This is a genomic window from Enterobacter sp. 118C5, assembly GCF_034107645.1.
In the GTDB taxonomy this organism is placed as follows: domain Bacteria; phylum Pseudomonadota; class Gammaproteobacteria; order Enterobacterales; family Enterobacteriaceae; genus Enterobacter; species Enterobacter nematophilus.
This window is the reverse complement of the sequence record NZ_JAWNEU010000001.1, coordinates 583,986-598,071: the sequence shown is the minus strand read 5'-3', so window position 1 is coordinate 598,071 and position 14,086 is coordinate 583,986. Positions and strand designations below refer to the sequence as shown.

At 51.7% G+C, this 14,086-nt stretch carries 12 protein-coding genes; 4 read left to right on the top strand and 8 right to left on the bottom strand.

Going from position 1 to position 14,086, the window contains the following annotated elements:
* Positions 1–912, top strand: coding sequence for a LysR family transcriptional regulator (locus tag UTO39_RS02805; RefSeq protein ID WP_061098175.1), 912 nt, complete (start codon positions 1–3; stop codon positions 910–912).
* A gap of 22 nt (positions 913–934) precedes the next feature.
* On the opposite strand, the gene UTO39_RS02800 is transcribed toward UTO39_RS02805, so the two are convergent.
* On the bottom strand, positions 935–2,566 hold the full coding sequence (locus UTO39_RS02800) for a hypothetical protein (protein ID WP_320726402.1): 1,632 nt from the start codon (positions 2,564–2,566) through the stop codon (positions 935–937).
* Here UTO39_RS02800 and UTO39_RS02795 point away from each other — a divergent pair.
* Positions 2,553–2,840, top strand: coding sequence for a VF530 family protein (locus UTO39_RS02795; RefSeq protein ID WP_320726401.1), 288 nt, complete (start codon positions 2,553–2,555; stop codon positions 2,838–2,840). The two genes, UTO39_RS02800 and UTO39_RS02795, sit on opposite strands and share 14 nt — an antisense overlap.
* A gap of 7 nt (positions 2,841–2,847) precedes the next feature.
* Positions 2,848–4,140 (top strand): glycoside hydrolase family 10 protein, encoded by a 1,293-nt coding sequence (locus tag UTO39_RS02790; RefSeq protein ID WP_320726400.1) that lies wholly within the window; start codon positions 2,848–2,850, stop codon positions 4,138–4,140.
* A 40-nt stretch (positions 4,141–4,180) separates the two neighbouring features.
* Here UTO39_RS02790 and dsbG read toward each other — a convergent pair whose 3' ends face one another.
* The 6 genes from dsbG to UTO39_RS02760 all read right to left on the bottom strand — a co-directional run bounded on the left by dsbG (position 4,181) and on the right by UTO39_RS02760 (position 9,116).
* The gene (gene dsbG / locus UTO39_RS02785) at positions 4,181–4,939 is read right to left on the bottom strand and encodes a thiol:disulfide interchange protein DsbG (RefSeq protein WP_320726399.1); all 759 of its coding nucleotides are present in this window, start codon (positions 4,937–4,939) and stop codon (positions 4,181–4,183) included.
* A gap of 41 nt (positions 4,940–4,980) precedes the next feature.
* Positions 4,981–5,592: a DsbA family protein gene (locus UTO39_RS02780; RefSeq protein ID WP_151413713.1), complete on the bottom strand. Its 612-nt coding sequence runs from the start codon at positions 5,590–5,592 to the stop codon at positions 4,981–4,983.
* A 6-nt stretch (positions 5,593–5,598) separates the two neighbouring features.
* A complete protein-coding gene (locus tag UTO39_RS02775; RefSeq protein WP_320726398.1) occupies positions 5,599–7,623 on the bottom strand; it encodes a protein-disulfide reductase DsbD domain-containing protein in 2,025 nt (674 codons plus the stop codon).
* Between the two features lie 48 nt (positions 7,624–7,671).
* The gene (locus UTO39_RS02770) at positions 7,672–8,043 is read right to left on the bottom strand and encodes a hypothetical protein (protein ID WP_320726397.1); all 372 of its coding nucleotides are present in this window, start codon (positions 8,041–8,043) and stop codon (positions 7,672–7,674) included.
* An 87-nt stretch (positions 8,044–8,130) separates the two neighbouring features.
* Positions 8,131–8,691 (bottom strand): RNA polymerase sigma factor, encoded by a 561-nt coding sequence (locus UTO39_RS02765; RefSeq protein ID WP_045630592.1) that lies wholly within the window; start codon positions 8,689–8,691, stop codon positions 8,131–8,133.
* 5 nt (positions 8,692–8,696) lie between these two features.
* Positions 8,697–9,116, bottom strand: coding sequence for a hypothetical protein (locus tag UTO39_RS02760; RefSeq protein ID WP_028013212.1), 420 nt, complete (start codon positions 9,114–9,116; stop codon positions 8,697–8,699).
* Positions 9,117–9,468: 352 nt separating this feature from the next.
* Here UTO39_RS02760 and UTO39_RS02755 point away from each other — a divergent pair, with 352 nt between their 5' ends.
* On the top strand, positions 9,469–12,069 hold the full coding sequence (locus UTO39_RS02755; protein WP_320726396.1) for an SIR2 family protein: 2,601 nt from the start codon (positions 9,469–9,471) through the stop codon (positions 12,067–12,069).
* Between the two features lie 398 nt (positions 12,070–12,467).
* Here the strand turns inward: UTO39_RS02755 and UTO39_RS02750 are convergent, their stop codons facing one another.
* Complete coding sequence (locus UTO39_RS02750; protein ID WP_320726395.1) at positions 12,468–14,018, bottom strand: methyl-accepting chemotaxis protein; 1,551 nt, start codon at positions 14,016–14,018, stop codon at positions 12,468–12,470.
* Between the last annotated feature and the right edge of the window lie 68 nt (positions 14,019–14,086).

Here is a 14,086-nt window from a genome sequence, read left to right as displayed (position 1 = left end):
ATGGCGCCCGTTTCTGAAATGGACATAGACCTGCTCCTGACGCTGGACGCTCTGCTTCAGGACAGGAACATCACCCACGCGGCCGCGCGGCTGGGCATCAGCCAGCCCGCGCTGTCCGCCCGCCTGGCGCGTCTGCGCACGCTCTTTGGCGAACCGCTGTTTATTCCTTCCCCGCATGGGCGCGGGGTGTTACCCACTCCGAGAGCGGAAGCGCTGAAGCCGCAGGTTGAAAGCGTTTTACGCGGCATCAGCGCGATGTTTGCTCCCACCGCGTTTGATGCGCAGACCAGCACCCGGACCTTTGTCATTGCGCTGCATGAAAACCCGGCGCTGATGCTGGGCACCGGGCTGCTGAACCAGGCAGGCGCCGCTGCTCCCGGCATCCGCCTGCGCTTCGCCCTGCCGGAGATGGCTACACTGCCGCAGCAGCTGGAAAACGGTGACGTGGATGTCTATATCGGCGTCAGCGCGGGGGCCCATGACGGCTGGGTAAGGCGCAAGCTGCTCGATGACGCGTTTGCCACCGCCCAGCGCAAAGGCCATCCGCGCGGGACCGGTGCGTTAGATCTGGAAAGCTACTGCGCGCTTTCCCATCTGGTGGTGTCGTCAGCGGGGGATCCGTTTACCGGCTTTGTCGATCAAACCCTGGCCGGGCTGGGCCATCAGCGGCACGTCGCGATGTCCACCCAGAGCTACGCCATGGCGCCTGCCCTTGTCGCCGGGACCGATCTCGTTTGCACCTTACCGGAACGGATGCTGCGACAGTTCGCCAGCACGCTGGATATTTTTCCCCCGCCGCTGCCGCTCCAGCCGATTACCATTTACATGTACTGGCACCCGAAAAACAGCCGGGATCCGGCAAGCGTCTGGCTGCGAGAGCAGCTGCTGGAGGCGGCCGGGCGTCAGGTGTGATTGAGACCTTTACGACCCGTCGTTACAGGCGGGGGGTCTTTGGCCTGTTTGATGGCTTACTTTTCGGCGTAGCCCACGGGTCGTCATAACCCGGCAGTGGCGCGGTACGAGTCAGTCCACCCCATGGAGAAAGATGTTTCTTTATTGGGTCCGGTAAGGTATCCACTAACAGGAATTCTGTTAGAAGAATTCTTTCTGTCTGGATCTTTAGGGCGAGTGATTTCGCCAGGCTTTTTAAAAAATGACCATAGTTATTTTCAGTTATTTTACTGTACTGTTCCAGCGTTGGCCTTATCCTCTTAATCACACGGCGTAATTCTCTTCGGGATGGAAATAGCGCGGTGAGTTTTATCCACCCCTCTTTAAAATATCCCGCCTCGTTATCATTCCCAAGCTTGAGATCAACCACCTCCTTCAGCGCCAGATAGATCCCAAGACTGGATTTTATTTCATCCTTGTACATGAGATACGCTTTTGGAATACCAAACTGAACGTCATCGTATTCTGGTGCATGTACAAATGCCCAGTCGTCCATTCCTTCAATCTCATACTGACGGCTTGTTTCAATGGCGGACAGGGTATCGTAAAGACTGATTAACGTCAGTTTCGAGAGAAGGATGCAAACGTCGGGATTGAAAATAATGGGCTGAGCGTTCTCCGGGACAGGATCGACAACGTTGATGGCAATATTCTTGTCTGCATCAATCGAGGTGTGCGTACAGACGAAGGTGCTGACATCTTTAGGCGGTTCATCGTTACAGATAATCTGAGTGACGCTGTCCAGTTGTGCGACCGCCTCTTCAATTCTCTGCCACCGGGGGGAATGCTCGCCACCTTTACTCTCAAAAACATGCCATTCGCCAGCGCTGGTCTCAATAAGATAATCAGGCGTTTTTCTTTTATCCTCCTCCGGGTAAAACTGCAAAGACGCTTTTTTAATCAGCCCGGCGTGAATAAAATGTTCTATCTGTTCATGTCTTGAGGTGAGCCAGTAAGTTGCCGATTGATAGCAGAAAAAACCGCCGAGAATAAACGATATGGTCGATTTTTCTGAGGATTCAATGCACTGGTAAAATTTCCGCATTTTGAATGACTTGTCCTGGCCCACTTCAACGCATGTCCCGGCAAGTCTTAATCTGGAGCGCGTATACCAGCCAATCCATTTGTAAATGTTTTCATCTAAAATGCCGTCAGCCGTCCAGTCGATACACCGCGAATATCCACATTCCAGTGCGCCAGGGGTCGCAAGCAATGACGTTTCAGCGATAAGCCTTTTCTCCGGGAATACCATGTCCATCGGTGGGGCATAAGTCATGCAGGCATCTTTGTATGACGGATAAGGGATCCTTTCTTTAATCCCTTTTTTCTTATTGCTGAGCCTTTTCTTATTAATACTGACTTTAATTTGATTTCTTTTTGAAACGAGGCTCTCTGAAACCTCCCAGTAATCGAAGTTGTTCCCGCCCTTCTGCATATTCTTTTCCCGGAGTGAAAATTGTAGGTATTGAGACGCCTTGATTATACCGAACGGGATCGAATCCTTTACGCTCAAATAAGGTAGGTTTATTGCCGCTTCCCCTGCTTTCTTGTACCCTTTCACCGGTAAACCCACCCCACTAAAACTGAGACCTTCGACGCCTATGACTGCACACATTTCCAAAGATCCTTTGCATGGCGTAACGCTGGAGATGATGGTCAACGCCCTGGTGGCGAAATATGGCTGGAGCGAGTTGGGTGACCGCATCAAAATTAACTGTTTCAGAAAAGACCCCAGCGTTAAATCGAGCCTGAAATTCCTGCGCCGCACCCCGTGGGCGCGCGCGGAAGTTGAAGCCCTGTATCTGGACTCCCTCAACGATGAGGAATGCGCAGAACAGGCGGCGCCCGCCTTTAATCCCTGGGCTAACAGTCGGATTATCAAGAGCTAATACGCAAATGACGCGACACGTAAAACGGATCGGTGCGCTGGCTGCCTGCGCACTTTTACTTGTAAGCTGCTCCTCAAAACCCCCTAAATCACTGGTTACCCCTCTTCCCACCGCCAGCAAACCGACGCCGCAGGCAAACGCGCCGATGCGCGGGATCTGGCTGGCGACCGTCTCTCGTCTCGACTGGCCGCCGGTGGCCTCGGTGAATGGCCGCAGCGCCGACCAGCGCATCGCCATGCAAAAGCAGGCGCTGATCGGCAAGCTCGACAACCTTAAGCGCCTCGGGATTAACACGGTATTTTTCCAGGTGAAGCCGGACAGCACCGCGCTCTGGTCTTCAAAGATTCTACCGTGGTCGGATATGCTGACGGGCAACATCGGCGAATATCCGGGTTACGACCCGCTGCAGTTTATGCTGGATGAAGCGCACAAGCGCGGTATGAAGGTCCATGCCTGGTTCAACCCGTACCGCGTGTCGACCAATACCAAACCGTCAACCATCGCCGCCCTGAACCGGACCGCATATCTGACCCCGTCCAGCGTCTATGTTCAGCACCCGGAATGGGTGCGCGTCTCGGGCGATCGCTTTGTTCTCGACCCGGGCATTCCCGACGTGCGCGACTGGATAACCAAAGTGGTGACCGAAGTGGTGGCGAACTACCCGGTAGACGGCGTGCAGTTTGATGATTACTTTTACGCTGAATCGCCGGGATCCGCGCTCAACGACGCGCAAACCTGGCGGCAGTACGGCCAGGGATTTTCCTCAAAGGCCGACTGGCGCAGACACAATACGCAGCAGCTAATCGTGCAGGTGTCCCGCGCGATCAAGCAGACCAGGCCCGACGTGGAGTTTGGCGTCAGCCCGGCGGGCGTGTGGCGAAACCGCTCCTTTGACCCGGCGGGTTCGGACACGCGCGGCGCCGCGGCCTACGATGAATCCTACGCCGATACGCGCCAGTGGGTGCAGCAGGGCCTGCTGGACTACATTGCCCCGCAGATATACTGGCCCTTCGCCCGTGATGCGGCGCGCTATGACGTGCTGACCAGGTGGTGGGCTGACGTCGTCAAGCCGACCCACACCCGCCTGTACATCGGCATCGCGTTCTACAAGGTGGGCGAGCCGTCGAAAAATGAGCCGGACTGGACGGTCCAGGGCGGCGTGCCGGAGCTGAAAAAACAGCTCGATCTTAACGATTCGCTGCCCAACGTGAACGGCACCATCCTGTTCCGGGAAGATTACCTGAACCAGCCGCAGACGCAGCAGGCGGTGAACTACCTCAAAGGACGCTGGGGTAGCTAAGTGATTATCAGGCAGAAACGCCCCGTTTCTGCCTGATTTTTTACGGCTTCGGCCCGAACATCGCCTCAAGCTGCTGCGCGTCCGGCATACCGACCACCTGCTGCAGCTCGTTTTCCGCATTCAGATAGTAAATGGCCGGCGTGGCGTTTGCGCCCAGGCTGTCCATTAACGCCTGGTGTTTCTGCAGGATTTCTACCGTTTCGCGGGAAGCGTCCCCTTCTGGCTTGGGTAATTTTTTACCGCCGGAAAGCTCGTATTCGCGCCAGGCCGAAACCGGATCTTTCGCATTCAGGATCGCAGAGGCGTTGCGCCCGCTGTTGGGGTTAAGAAACGCCACCAGCAGCGTGTTGAGCTGAACCTTGCCCGCCTTCACCCACGGCTGCGCTTCGGCCCAGAACTGCTTGCAGTACGGACAGAACGGATCGGCGAAGACGAAGACCTTACGCGGGGCGTTTTCTGCCCCTTCCTTCAGGGGATGCGCCGCGTTAAGGTTCTTCCACATCTCGCGCCCCATCGGAGCGTAGATCTCTTTCTGAAAGTAGCCTTCGCTGAGGTTTTTTCCTTTATCATCGTACAGATAGCCCGAAATAACGTGCTTGCCGTCCGGCGTTAAAAACAGCGTCACGCCCATGTCCTGATATTGCCCCAGCCAGGCCGGTGCGCCGCCGGGGGCATCCAGTTTCTTAATGATTTTGATCTGCTGCTGCTCACTGAACTGCTTCACCACATCCGGTATGGCATCAGCGGCCTGGGCCAGCCCTGATGCCGCCAGCGCCGAAAGTAACAGTAATTTTTTCATTTCCCTCTCCGGTTTGTCGGGGGCATTCCGCCCCCTTCAGGTTAGCGGTTTTTCAGTGCGTCACTGACCATTTCGTCGAACTGTTCAAAAGGAACCCAGCCGGGCAGCAGACCTTCACCGATAAGCGTGGCGGGCGTGCCCTGAATTCCCATTTTTTCCGCGACGATCAGGCTGCGCTTGATCGACACCATGCTCTCATCATCCGGCGCGGTAACGCTCACCCCGGCGCGCTTCTGCGCCTCCTGAATGCTGGCGTCATCGTGGTATCCCTTTTTTGCCATCAGGGTATGGTTAAATTTCATAAACTGCTCAGGATGCGCGCGCCAGACGGTTAAGGCGTCACGCGCGGCGGTCAATGAACTTTCCGAGCGGAAAGGTAAAAACTTAAAAACCACCGCCACATCCGGGTGTTTTTCTACGATCTTCTCCAGGTAAGGATCGAATTTCTTACAGTACGGGCAGTTGTAGTCGGTAAACACCACCAGGGTGAGCTTTGGATTTTTCGCGCCAATACGCGGGGAGTTCGGATCGTTAAACAGGAAATCAGCGATCATCTTCTGCGCACGCTGTTCCTGGTCCGGCGTCAGCGGCTGGGCAGCGAACACCTGAGCCGAGGCCAGCAGGAACATAAGCGTAATAAAGAATTTTTTCATAATGCATTAGCCTTTTGCGTTATTCAGGGTGGTGACCAGAGTGTGCTTATCCAGCAGCGGAGAGAGGATCTCTCCGTCAGGCGTGCCGGGGCCATACACCTCATTAAAGGGAATGGCGTAGCGGTTTCGCTTCGCCAGAAACTCTGCGATAAGCGCGGAGGGCTGGCTCCAGTCTCCGCGCAGGGCCACCACGTCCGGCTGGCTCAGCGCGGCAATAATGTCCGGCTGACGCAGCACCCGGTGCTCGTTAACTTTGCAGGTCACGCACCAGTCTGCCGAGATATCCACAAACACCCGTTTCCCCTGCGCCAGCGCCTGCTGGATGGCTTCCTCGCTCAGCGGCTGCCACGGGATGATCTGTGCCACGCTTTGCGTGGTGGCGTCAGACGGTGAGTTGAGCAACCCGCGCAGCTGATACCCGCCGGACACCGACAGCGCGATGACCACGATCCAGAACAACGGCGAGGAGGTCTGCCCCTTCTTCGCGAACAGCGCCAGCGCGATAGCGATCAGCACCAGCATCACGATCTGGCTGACCGCCTCGCCCAGATGCAGGCTCAGCAGGGTTACCAGCCAGAGGCTGGAGGCCAGCATCATCAGGCCCAGGATCGTTTTGAGCGTATTCATCCAGCGGCCGGGTTTTGGCAGCATCATGGCCGTTTTCGGCACCAGGGCCACAAACAGCCACGGCAGGCTCATGCCCACGCCGAGCATCAGGAAGATAAGCCACAGGGAGTGCAGCGGCGCGCCAAGGGCAAAGGCAACGGCCGTACCGAGGAATGGCGCAGAGCACGGCGTGGCCAGCAGCGTGGCGAACATCCCTTCGCAGAAGCTGCCGCCAAGCCCCGTGCCCCCTGCCGTTGCCAGCCGCCCGGCGGCGGCTGAAGGGAGCAGCATCTCAAACGCCCCAAACAGGTTCAGCGCAAAGAGGAAGGTCACGGCGACCATCAGGCCGATAAACCACGGGTTCTGGAACTGAATGCCCCACCCCAGCGACGCCCCGGTCTGCTTAAGCGCGGTCACCATCGCGGCCAGCAGCATAAAGGAGGTGAGGATCCCGGCGCTGGTGGCCAGGAAGCGCAGCCTGATGGCGCGCCTGTCCGATCCCGCCTGCAGGATGCTGTTAAGCTTCATGCCCATTACCGGCAGCACGCAGGGCATCAGGTTCAGGATCAGCCCGCCCAGCAGGGCAAAAAGCACCATTTTGCCCGTTCCGCCCGGTGCGGAAGGCTCTGCGGGGGCAGCCCCAACGGTCATGGTGGTTTGCTGCGCGTTACCGCCATTGGTCAGCACAAACGACAGCTTCTTGCCTTCCAGCGAGGCGGGTTTATCGCCCCATTCGTCGGTCACGGGTACCGCCACCCGAAGCGTATTGCCCTCGTGTTTAATTACCGGCTCGCCGGGCAGAACGTCACCCTCCAGCGGGTCAAAGTAGATCCCCGGATTGTCCCACTTCCCGTCCGTGGTGCCGGTAATCACCAGCTTGTCGCCAGAGAGCCAGGCGGCCAGATCCGCGGATACGCCCGACGTGCCCGGAACGGCGCGCATCGCTTGCTCGAAGGCGGCCTGGAAGCCCTCATCCACCGGCTGGGTAAAATCGAGATGCAGCGGGTAGTCCGTCAGCAGGCAGACGTTACTGCACGTGGAGAGCGTGAGCGTCCCGTCCAGCGCGTCGCTCTTCACCCCGTCGAGAACGATCGGAATCGTGACCTTGTCGTGATATCCCTGCGTAGTCATGCCGGAAATGTCGAAACGCGACGGTACCGGCCAGGACCAGCTGTCGGTTACGCCTTTCGGCCAGCTGATTTTCGGGGCCACGCCGCCCTCGCCCGGCGATCGCCAGTAGGTTTTCCAGCCGGGCTTTAGCTCAACGGTGAGCAGGCCTTTAATATGCGCTTGTTCCCTTTCCGCCTGGAAGCGGATGCGGGCGTGATCGTTTTGTGGGGAGACCAGCCAGCCGGTGTCTGCCGCATGGACAATGCCGATGCAGGATAGCCACAGGAAGACGAATCCCCTGAAGAGGTTAACCATGTATTACTCCGTGAACAGTGAAAAATTATCGTGTGGTGACGATGATTTTCATTCACGGAAAACGCAGTTTTTAAGGTGTATTCGGGGAGGCGGTGCCTGAACGGACTGTTCCGCAGGAGCGAATGCCCGCCCTTGCGTCAGCAGCTGTAACAGCGCGAAGAAGATAATGATGGCCGGCAGCGCGCCGTCGAAGAACAGCGGCTGGGCACAAAGAAGCGACTGGGCGCCTAGCTGGCAGGGCGATGGCCCGGACTGCTCAGTCTTGCTGCTTTGCGTTGGGGCATCTGCACTCAGTGAAATCTGCGGATCCAGTCCCTGTAAAAAATGGTTGAGCATCACCGCACGCTGCACGAGGCAAAGCGCCATCGCGAGACAGGTGACGATCAAAAGCCATTTTCCGAGGAGCTGACGGTTGCGCATAATATTCCACAGTAACAAGACGCCCCGATCATAAACGATAGTGATGAATCTACAAGTGCCCGGAGTGTAAGGTTTTGTCTGTCGCCGCTATTCACCCGTCAGCGCGTCGTAGATATCCCGCAGCCGCGTGCGCAGAAACAGCACCGCCTTGTGCTTGCGGGATAACAGCGCCTGCTCGCTGGCCCCCGTCTCCTCTGCCAGCATTTTAATGCTGTAGCCGTGCAGCTCGGTCTTTTCAAATACCTCGCGCTGCGGCGGCGGAAGTTCAGACAGCGCCTGCCCCAGCTCTTCCCACAGCAGCGTTTTGAGATACTCCTCCTCCGGCGTTTGCGGCACGCCGAACAGGGTTTCGGCCAGCTCGTCCTCGGGGAAACCCTCTTCGTCTTCGCCCGTAAAATAGCCGGAGAGCGGCACCTCGCGCTTTTTACGCGCCCGGTCGGTCATCTCGTTACGCGCCGCGCGGAACAGCCAGGCCGCGACGTTTTCAACCGGCTGTTCCACTTTCATCAGCTGATAGGTCACTTCCTGCAAAATGTCGTCGGCATCATCGCGAACGGACGTCCGTCCGCGAATGAAGGCTTTCAGCCGGGCGCGGCAGGCATTGAGCGCCGACATCAGCATGGATCCGCCCGCCTCCCCGGCTTTCATTTCGCTCACTCTGCTTCCGGCGTTTTTGGCGCGGCGTCATCGCGCTTGTCGTCACGATGGCCGTGCCAGCCGCAGTGACCGCGGCCGTGGCGACCAAATCCTTCGCGACGCTGCTGAATAAACGCCTCGCGCTGTTCTGGCGTCATGTTCATCCAGCGCTCGTGCATCCGGCGGTGCGCGCCAAACATCCCCGGGCGGAAACCCAGCCCGCCGAACAGAATGCGGCTCAGCACCAGAATGCCCAGTGCCTGCCAGAACCCGATGGCCTTCACGCCGAGGATCGCCGGGAGTAAGGCGTTCCACAGGGACATCACCAGCAGGCCAAGTACGATGAAAATGACCGCGCCGATGACTAAACCCTTGCCCATACGGTGGCGACCGAATCCGCGCCCGTGCCCTCTGCCGTGCATTTCAAAATCTCTCATGGTGTTTACCTTGTTTACAGTAACTGATTATGGCTTGTGATGAGGTAGACGGATGAGGGAGGGAAATATTGCTATATACATAACAAAATATTTCGTCTTCATACATGCTTCGGGCTATGCAGGTAAAGTTGCGATATATCTTATATGCGGAAGTGAGATAAGCTTCCCTTATCTCAAATCAATTGGTTGTTAACTTAAACATAAAGTTCCTCTAGCACAACACCCCGCATTCATAGATAAAACCACTTAATTTAAGCCGAACATTATGATTTTACAGCACAACCCAATTGATAAATAGCTTAATGCGTATCATAATCAACTCTTTCACCACACAGCAAAAGTAAGGTTAATCATGATCGAAAATGACGTAGCTACTGAAAAATTATTGATCAAAAAAAGAAGTGTGAAAGATCTTGCCGACTACATTAGAATTAGGTCAGGAACCTCACCAAATTATTCTCTCTTTCTTGGCGCAGGGGCATCAGTTACTTCAGGAATAAAGACTGGATATGAATTAGTTCAGGAATGGCGTGAGGAAATATATAAACGCCTCAATCCAGAGGAGTATTCGTCTCCTAAAGAGGCAATTACATGGTTAACCAAAAATCATCCTGATTGGTATGATCCATCAAATGAGTACTCATCATTATTTGAGAAAAAATTCGATCTACCTTCACAAAGAAGAAGGTTTGTCGAATTACAGGTTGATAAAAAACTCCCTTCAATTGGCTATGCTTATTTAGTGGAATTGTTCGAATCAAAATATCTCGATACTGTATTCACAACTAATTTTGATGACTTAATTAATGAGGCATTCTATCAGTTTTCATCCGATCGACCATTGCTATGCGCTCACGATTCTTCTATAAAAGGAATATCAATCACTTCATCTAGGCCTAAAATAATAAAACTCCATGGCGACTATCTTTTTGATAGTATTAAAAGTTCTTTGAGAGAGACCGAATCTTTAGAAAATAACACACGTGAAAAACTAGATGAATTTGCAAAGGAATACGGTCTTATATTTGTGGGCTATGCTGGAAATGATAATTCAATAATGGAGGTTCTTAAATATCTACTTAAACAAGATGATTACCTTAGAAATGGTATTTATTGGTGTCGTAGAAAAAACGATCAAATATCACCAGAATTATTCAAATTATTAAATCTTGATAAGGTCTATTGGGTTGAGATTGATGGGTTCGATGAATTAATGGCAGAGTTGGTACATGAACTTGGATGTGAATTATCGCTTAGCGGGGCTCAAAAATCCACTAAGAGAGAACGAATGATCCAAAACTTTATTAATGATGATTTTAGTTTAAACAAAAACTCTTACATTAATAATGACTTAATAAAGCTCAAAAAACACACCCTCACTCAAGATATTTCATCACTAATTAATGAACTGTCTGAGAATGATAACGACAATCAAAAAATACCTGAACAAGCATTTAAGAATTTATTATTTATCGATAATCTAATTAAAGACAAAAAATACATTATCGCTGAAGATAATTTGAATACATTGATTAGAGAAAATATCAGTAGCAATATGAAATCAAAGTATATACAGCTATTAATAAATATTAAAGAGTATCAAAACGACACAAAAGCAGCGTTAGAATATAGCGATCGCCTTATGGAACTCGACGAATTTAATCTTAATTACGCACTGTCTAGGACTAACATCTTCCCTGAATTCATAGATAAAATCAATTATCTAAAGAGCTTATCTGATAAATTCAAATATAGCGTCGATCTCAAATATCATTTATGCAATATTTCATTGCGTTATCTTGAAGAACATGATGAAAATGAAGGTATAATAACATTTAGTGAGATCAAGAGACTATTGGATGAAAGTATTCGATTGAGTTCTAGTTTAGATAACAGAGCGTGGCGTTTAAAATATGATACAATTAAAATTCAGAACATTCAAAATCACGTAAAAAAGGAACAGCACGAGCAAACTCTGCAACTACTAAATGAAATAAAACAAATCAACCCTATACATGACACCTACTTATACTTATATTCATCTTATGTAAACGATAAAAAAGATAAAAATGAAACACTTAAATGTATAGAAACACTAGGAGAAGCTTTTAAAGCCTCGTCAAAATCTAAGAAAAAGAAAATACTTCGTTATCTTTCAAGTATTCACCTGGGTTTATTTGAGACTGAAAGTGAAGATGACAATAAAGAGTTAATGGCAAACTTTATTACTAGGTACTCTGAAGACAAGGAAACAGCTAATATCGCTCCATTTATTATTTTTAAAGCAAGATATGAGATTGGATGTAATAAAGATATAAACAAAGGTATATCACTTGCGAAAGAAGCAATGGATAGCATATGGAGACATAACCACGTCCAAAGTATTGTGGATATACTGTTAATCGATAAAAACAATATTCCTTTGATTGATGAGTTCTTAGAGTCATTGCCAAGAGATACATCTGAAATACTTCTCCTTAAAATTAAGGGGGAAGTCGCTAGGCATAAAAAAGAATATGGTCTAGCACTGAAGCTTTTTGATGATGCTCATAAGAAAAAATGGGATTTTGGAACATACATTACAGCAAAAGTTTACACATTACTGCTTGCCAAAAATTATAGTGAAGCAATACGCATTGCAGATGAAAATATTACAAAAATTAAAGATGTAAGGGATCGGGATGTATTGATAATTAATAGGGAAACAGCAAAAAAACGCATTGGGAAAGAAGTTAAGAAACATGACTTACATTCGATACTTGCTCACCATCAATCTAAAGGGCAAGTAGCTATGTGTTCATTTTTCTTATTAGGTGATGAATTAAAAGGAAATAGGCAGCTACAGTCTTGCATAGAACGAGATTATATGAACTATTTCTATTTTTTAGAATGGCCTGCTCTACCAGAAAACGTTCTATCACGCTTTAATATTACATCCCAAAAAGTTGCATAAACAGATGGCGCGATTCTATTTAGTTTCGCGCCGCTATAAACGTTAACTTCTAGAACTGTCGGAACTTGAGTACTGCTTGGAAGATACTAAGAGATAACTAAATTGGCGATTATTATTTAATCTTAATTAACTGATAAGTATTTATTTCAAGATGGAACATATACTCATCATTCACTAGTCCATTATTTAAGTAGCAGACAAAGATTGAACATACTAGCAGTTCAGCTTGAGAGCATACCAAGTAAATAGTTTCTAAAATTAAACAATCACCGAGACAGGCCTATCCAGTTTTTTATAATCCGGAAACGATCAATTTTTCCCGGATTATTATCCCAGCGCTATTCGGTCATACTATACTTAATTGATCAACCTTCTCTAATTCTGTAGACCTCATACAATCAAGCCTGCACCGGCAACCTAAAACTCGAAATACTCCGCGAAAGCTGCTGCGCCTGCTCTTCCAGCGAGGCTGCTGCCGCCGCAGACTGCTGCACCAGCGCGGCGTTCTGCTGGGTTACGCCATCCATCTCGGTCACCGCCTGCCCGACCTGGCTAATCCCGCGGCTCTGCTCTTCGGAGGCGACGGAGATTTGCTCCATCAGCGTATTCACTTTATTCACTGACGAAATAATCGAGTCAATCACCTCGCCCGAGCGGTTCACCAGCTCCGCACCGTTTTTGACGCTGGAAACCGACTGCGCAATCAGGCTCTCGATGTCCTTAGCCGCCACCGCGCTTTTCTGCGCCAGGGTGCGCACTTCGCTGGCGACCACCGCAAAGCCGCGGCCCTGCGTGCCGGCGCGCGCCGCTTCAACCGCCGCGTTCAGCGCCAGTATGTTGGTCTGGAAGGCGATGCTGTTGATCACGCTGGTAATGTCTTCGATGCGCTTCGAGTTCGCCGCGATGGTGTTCATCGTGTCGATCACTTCGCGGGTCACCGCTTCACCGGTGTGGGCATTGTTCACTGCGTCCTGCACCAGTTTTCCGGCCTGATACACGTTATCGGTGTTGTTCGCCACCGTCGCGCTCAGCTCTTCCATGCTCGCCGCCGTCTGGGTCAACGCGGAAGCCTGCTGCTCGGTACGCGAAGCCAGGTCGATATTCCCGGAGGCAATCTCCTGCGCCGCGTGCGTCACGGTATAGCTCGCATCGCGCACCTGAGCGATGGTGGCAAGCAGTGCCTGACGCATCCGCTCCATCGAGCCCATCAGGTGGTCGATTTCGTTATGTGAACTCCCCTTCACCGGAACCGGAATGTCCAGCTTGCCCGCCGCAATCTGGCTGCAGTGCTCGCGCGCCAGGTTGACCGGGGCAAAGACGAAGCGCTTCATGAAGATGCTGACGGCAACAATTACCACCACAAACAGGCTGGCGATAACGGCAATCATCACCAGGCCGGAGACGAAATTGCCGCGCGCATCCTCGTTCAGGCTTTTGGCGTATTTTTGATGAACCGAAAGCACCTGGTCGAGAACGATTTCGTACTGGCGGTCGAGACGGGAAACTTCCGGGATCAGCGCGTTAAATTTGGCGACATCGTGCGCCGCAGCGGCATCGATCAGCGGCGCCAGCCCCTGGTTGCGGTAGTTTTGCCAGGCGTCCTGATAGGCGCTCACCAGCGGCGCTTCATCAGTCAGACGCGGCGAAGCCATAAAGGCCGCAAAGGCATTGTCCGCTTTGGTCAGCGCCTCTTTCACTTCGGCAAGCTTTGTAGACTCGTCCGCCGCGTTGCCCGCTTCCACCATCTTCACGTACTCCATCACCCGCACGCGCAGTGTACGGCTGTGGTTGATAGGGTCAATAATCGACAGCACCACCTGGATCTCTTTGTTCACGTTATCCAGCGAGTTATTACTTTTAATGATGAGGCCAACGCTGGTCACGGTGCTGACAACAAAGAACAAAAGCAGTGAGAACAGGACAATCAGGGACGACTTTTTCAACGACATAAACCAATACCTCAAGGAGAATTATTCCTTATGGTTATCGGCGCATCCAAAACTTAAATTAATTAAAG

Excerpts from the sequence above, each read along its gene's own strand:
- UTO39_RS02805 (WP_061098175.1), top strand. The coding sequence starts at position 1 with ATGGCGCCCGTTTCTGAAATGGACATAGACCTGCTCCTGACGCTGGAC.
- UTO39_RS02765 (WP_045630592.1), bottom strand. The coding sequence starts at position 8,691 with ATGAAAGCCGGGGAGGCGGGCGGATCCATGCTGATGTCGGCGCTCAAT.
- dsbG (WP_320726399.1), bottom strand. The coding sequence starts at position 4,939 with ATGAAAAAATTACTGTTACTTTCGGCGCTGGCGGCATCAGGGCTGGCC.
- UTO39_RS02770 (WP_320726397.1), bottom strand. The coding sequence starts at position 8,043 with ATGCGCAACCGTCAGCTCCTCGGAAAATGGCTTTTGATCGTCACCTGT.
- UTO39_RS02755 (WP_320726396.1), top strand. The coding sequence starts at position 9,469 with ATGATCGAAAATGACGTAGCTACTGAAAAATTATTGATCAAAAAAAGA.
- UTO39_RS02775 (WP_320726398.1), bottom strand. The coding sequence starts at position 7,623 with ATGGTTAACCTCTTCAGGGGATTCGTCTTCCTGTGGCTATCCTGCATC.
- UTO39_RS02760 (WP_028013212.1), bottom strand. The coding sequence starts at position 9,116 with ATGAGAGATTTTGAAATGCACGGCAGAGGGCACGGGCGCGGATTCGGT.
- UTO39_RS02790 (WP_320726400.1), top strand. The coding sequence starts at position 2,848 with ATGACGCGACACGTAAAACGGATCGGTGCGCTGGCTGCCTGCGCACTT.
- UTO39_RS02800 (WP_320726402.1), bottom strand. The coding sequence starts at position 2,566 with ATGTGTGCAGTCATAGGCGTCGAAGGTCTCAGTTTTAGTGGGGTGGGT.
- UTO39_RS02795 (WP_320726401.1), top strand. The coding sequence starts at position 2,553 with ATGACTGCACACATTTCCAAAGATCCTTTGCATGGCGTAACGCTGGAG.
- UTO39_RS02780 (WP_151413713.1), bottom strand. The coding sequence starts at position 5,592 with ATGAAAAAATTCTTTATTACGCTTATGTTCCTGCTGGCCTCGGCTCAG.
- UTO39_RS02750 (WP_320726395.1), bottom strand. The coding sequence starts at position 14,018 with ATGTCGTTGAAAAAGTCGTCCCTGATTGTCCTGTTCTCACTGCTTTTG.